We start from the raw sequence: 4,735 nt of genomic DNA, 5'->3' as shown, positions 1-4,735 counted from the left end.
AACTCAGGGAAAGACATGATGGGGAATGACCTTAAGGGTGCTACAGACCTTTTCCCTGGTGCCGTGGTAACACCCGAGGCAAATCCCATAGAGCCACAGCTTATGAAATTCGAAAAGAAGGTGAAGGCAGGGGCAAGGTTCTTCCAGACACAGGCGGTCTATGACCTTTCAAAATTCAGGGAGTTTATGAAGGTCGCAAGGCAGTTTGATGTAAAGATACTTGCTGGAATACTACTCTTGAAGAATGCAGGTATGGCGAACTATCTCAATAAGTTTGTTCCTGGTATAACTGTCCCTGAATTTCTTATTGAGGAGTTGAAGTCTGCAGGAAAGGAAAAGGCACTCGATAAAGGTATAGAGATTGCCGCAAGACAGATAAGGGAGCTTAAAGAAGACATGGTCTGCGATGGTGTGCACATAATGGCTATAGGGTTGGAAGGGAAGGTGCCACTTATCATGGAGATAGCAGGTTTGCTGTAATTTAAAATTCAAAATTTTTGCATTTTGATTTATCTTTATGGCTAAGATTACCATACCAGAGATTTTTAAAAAGAAGGCAGAAGGAAGAAAGATTACGATGCTTACCGCATACGATTATCCCTCTGCCCAGATCGTGGATGAAGCAGGAATAGATATTATCCTTGTAGGAGATTCTGTTGGGATGGTAGTTCAGGGATTGGACAACACACTCCCTGTAACGATGGATGAGATGGTTTATCATACGAAGATGGTATCGAGGGCAGCAAAGAATGCAATGGTAGTTGGAGACATGCCATTTCTCTCATATCAGGCAAGTATTGATGATGCGGTGAGAAATGCAGGGAGGTTCCTAAAAGAAGGAGGAGCATCTGCAGTAAAACTTGAGGGTGGGGTATCTGTAGTAAGACATATAGAGGTATTGACAAGATATGACATACCTGTAATGGCACATATAGGACTAACCCCTCAGTCTATACACAGGATGGGAGGTTATAAGGTTCAGGGAAGGGATGATGAGAGTGCAAAAAGGCTGATAGATGATGCCCATGCTGTTGAAGATGCAGGGGCTTTCTCCCTTGTCCTTGAGGTAATACCGATAGATCTTGCAAAAAGGATAACAGAAGAACTTACTATCCCAACTATCGGAATTGGCGCAGGACCATATTGCGATGGACAGGTTCTGGTGCTCCATGACCTCCTTGGGATGTTTGATAGATTTGTGCCAAAGTTTGTAAAGAGATATGCAAATCTAAAGGAGGATGCACTCCGTTCTGTCAAACAGTTTAAGGAAGATGTAGAAAATGGAGGATTCCCTACAGAGGAAGAGGGATTTAGATAGATGGGCGAAGCAAAATTAAAAGTAATTCTACTGAGACATACTCCCAATCCTGAGGAGACTGTGGCAATGGCGGCAAAACTCTGTTACAGCCCATCAGATATCGTATCCCTTAAAGGGAAGATTGAAGCTAAAGATCAGAAGGCCTTTGTTGAGAAACTGGTTAAGATTGGTCATATGAGCCCAATTGAGCATGCGTCTTTTACATTTGCGATTGAAGGTATTTCAAGGGCATGTTCCCATCAACTTGTCAGACACAGACTTGCATCATACTCTCAGCAATCCCAGAGATACGTGTCAGAAGTCAGAAGTCAGAAGTCAGAAGTCAGAAGTCAGACAACATTCGATTATATTATTCCACCTTCTATTAGTAATGATAATGAGACAAAGAAGAGATTTGAAGATTTTATGGTTGAATCACAAAATGTGTATGACTTTCTTGTTGAAAGACTGAATGAAAAAGGTATAAAGGGCGAGGCTGCGAATCAGGATGCGAGATTTGTGCTTCCAAATGCAGTAGAAACAAAGATAATTGTTACAATGAATGCACGTGAACTCCTGCATTTTTTCAGACAGCGGTGCTGTTACAGGGCACAGTGGGAAATTAGAAATATGGCATATCAGATGTTGTTACTGGTAAAACCAATTGTACCAACAATCTTTCATAAGGCAGGTCCTGCCTGCCTTTATGCACCATGCCCAGAAGGGGATATGAATTGTGGCCAGGCAAAAAAGGTTAGAAAGATTTACGGTAGCACATATAAAGAAAGAAAGGTGAAACGAACTAAAAAGGTTAAAGTTACAATCGCTCAAAAGGAGTTGTTTCAGGAGTAATAATCCAAAATTCGTAAACCGGAAACGGATAACGGTCAACGGATAACGGAAGATGGCATATTCAATCGCATTAGCAGGGAAAGGTGGCACAGGTAAGACAAGTATCACTGGCTTGATTGTAAGATACCTTATAGAGAAAAGAAGGGGGCCTGTTCTTGCTGTAGATGCAGATGCAAACGCAAATCTAAATGAGATATTAGGTGTCAATGTCCATGCAACTGTTGGCGCCATGAGGGAACAATCTATGGTGACGGTGAGAAGTGGTGTTGAGAGGCCAGGTGGTATGAGCATGGAAGAGCTCTTTGACTATTCTATTCAGCAGACACTGATCGAATCTAAAGGCTTTGATTTACTTGTAATGGGAAGACCGGAGGGTCCTGGATGCTATTGCGCTGCGAACAATATAATCAGGAAATATACAGACAAACTTGCAGATACATATCCCTATGTTGTTATGGACAATGAGGCAGGGCTTGAACACCTCAGCCGCAGAACCACGCAGAATGTAGACCTTCTGCTTATAATCAGTGACCCTACTGTGCGGGGGATAATGACCGCAAAGAGGATAAATGACCTCTGTGATGAACTCGAGCTTGCTATCAGAAGGAGAGGCTTGATCATAAACAGGGTGACTGACAATATAGAAGGAGATATAAAGAGGCTCTCAGAGAGAGAAGGACTGAGTCTCTTTGGTATAGTTCCTGCTGATGACCTGATATTCGAATATGACTTGCAGGGAAAACCTTTAATAACACTCCCTGAAGACTCAAGGGCACTGAGAGCTCTTTACAATATACTTGACGAATTGATGATACCATAAATATAATTAGATTTTTAAATTACTGAAAGGAGAGAAGGTTATGATTGTTATCGGTGAGAGGATCAGTGTAATCGCAAAACGGGTAAGAGAGGCTATGAATGCACGAGATCCAAAGCCCATACAGGAGATCGCTGTTGTCCAGTGGAAAGCAGGTGCTCACTTTATTGATGTCAATACAGGACCCGCTGAGGAAAAGGGTGAGGAGTTGATGGACTGGATGGTGAGGATAATACAGGAAGTGGTTCAACTTCCACTCTGCCTTGATACTACAAATCCACAGGCGATGGAATCAGGACTCAAGGCTCATAATAACCAATGGGGAAAAGCACTTATAAATTCTACATCAAATCAACCAGAAAGGTTTGTAATGCTTGAATTAGCTGCAAAATATAATGCTCAGGTAATAGGACTTACTCTCGGAAAAGGTGGAATACCAGCAGATGCTGAGGAGAGATGTGCTATTGCCGCAGAGATAATGGCGAGGGCCATGGAACACGGAGTACCATTAGAAGATATATTCCTTGACCCTCTGGTGCTTCAATTATCAACCATGCAAGACCAGGCACTTAGAGCAGTAAAGGCTATAAGAATGTTTAAGGAGTTGAATGACCCACCCATGAAAACAGTAGTGGGACTCAGCAATGTCTCGAACGGTTCACCAAAAAACCTGAGGGGACTTATAAACAGAACATTCCTTACGATTCTCATGCACGAAGGTTTATCTGCTGCTATTATGGATCCGACCGATAAGGAATTAATGGATACAATGAAAACAAGTGATCTCTTTTTGGGGAACATACTGTATGCACATTCGTACTTAGAGATGTAACCTTAACTGTTTAAGGAGGATAGAGAAAAATGGCTTTTACAATACCTAAAGAGAGTTGTGCTGGAAAGGTTTTTACAGTTCAGTTTGGAGGGGGTACTAAGGCTGTAACGATTGGTGGGGAAAATACGCTACCCTTCCTCAGTTTTGAGGGTGGGATTCCTCACAGACCTGCAATAGCCATTGAAATACAGGATACACCACCTGAGGATTGGCCTGATTTATTAAAAGGTCAATTCGGTGATGTTGTGAGCGATCCTGTTAAATGGGCTAAGCACTGTGAAGAAAAACTCAACGCAGAATCAATCGCACTCAGGCTTATAAGCACGCATCCTGATAGAGAAAACCGTAGCCCGCAGGATGCAGCAAAGACAGTCTCTGATGTAGTTAACGCAATAAATGTTCCATTGATAATTCTTGGAAGCAACCATATAGAAAAGGATGCTGAGATCCTTGTCGCCGCTGCAGATGCAGCCAAAGGAAAAAACTGCATAATCGGTAAGGCTCAGGAGGAAAACTATAAGACCATCGCAGCCGCAGCCATGGCACATAACCATAAACTCATTGCTATGTCACAACTGGATATAAACCTATCAAAACAACTAAATATACTCTTAGGGCAATTTGGTTTTGATAAGGAAAGACTGTTTGTAGACCCGATGTGCTCAGCACTCGGTTATGGCTTAGAGTATACATACTCGGTCATGGAAAGGATAAGGATAGCGGCTTTACTCCAGAATGACACCGTAATGCAACCACCCATCGTTGGTGATGTAGGGATGTATGTCTGGAAGGTAAAAGAGGCGTTTGCCCCTGAAACAGACATCCCTGAATGGGGCTCTGCTGAAGAAAGGGGTATTACCTGGGAGGTAGTAACTGCTGTATCTATGCTCATGGCAGGTGTTGATCTACTCATAATGCGACATCCAAAGGCAATTGA

The 4,735-nt window shown here is 42.6% G+C and carries 6 protein-coding genes; all 6 read left to right on the top strand.

Features of this window, described 5'->3' with window-relative positions:
* A partial coding sequence (locus AB1488_10660; protein ID MEW6410549.1) for a methylenetetrahydrofolate reductase occupies positions 1-480 on the top strand: 480 nt, incomplete at its 5' end.
* 37 nt (positions 481-517) lie between these two features.
* On the top strand, positions 518-1,318 hold the full coding sequence (gene panB / locus AB1488_10655; GenBank protein MEW6410548.1) for a 3-methyl-2-oxobutanoate hydroxymethyltransferase: 801 nt from the start codon (positions 518-520) through the stop codon (positions 1,316-1,318).
* Positions 1,319-2,149 (top strand): FAD-dependent thymidylate synthase, encoded by an 831-nt coding sequence (thyX, locus tag AB1488_10650; GenBank protein MEW6410547.1) that lies wholly within the window; start codon positions 1,319-1,321, stop codon positions 2,147-2,149.
* A gap of 52 nt (positions 2,150-2,201) precedes the next feature.
* Positions 2,202-2,969, top strand: a complete 768-nt coding sequence (locus AB1488_10645; GenBank protein ID MEW6410546.1) for a carbon monoxide dehydrogenase — start codon at positions 2,202-2,204, stop codon at positions 2,967-2,969.
* A 40-nt stretch (positions 2,970-3,009) separates the two neighbouring features.
* On the top strand, positions 3,010-3,798 hold the full coding sequence (locus tag AB1488_10640; GenBank protein MEW6410545.1) for a dihydropteroate synthase: 789 nt from the start codon (positions 3,010-3,012) through the stop codon (positions 3,796-3,798).
* Positions 3,799-3,827: 29 nt separating this feature from the next.
* The coding region (locus tag AB1488_10635; GenBank protein ID MEW6410544.1) for an acetyl-CoA decarbonylase/synthase complex subunit delta at positions 3,828-4,735 on the top strand (908 nt) is incomplete at its 3' end.

This window comes from Nitrospirota bacterium, assembly GCA_040756155.1.
Taxonomy (GTDB): domain Bacteria; phylum Nitrospirota; class Thermodesulfovibrionia; order JACRGW01; family JBFLZU01; genus JBFLZU01.
Note: the sequence above shows the minus strand (reverse complement) of the source record. Positions and strands in the feature narration are given on the sequence as shown.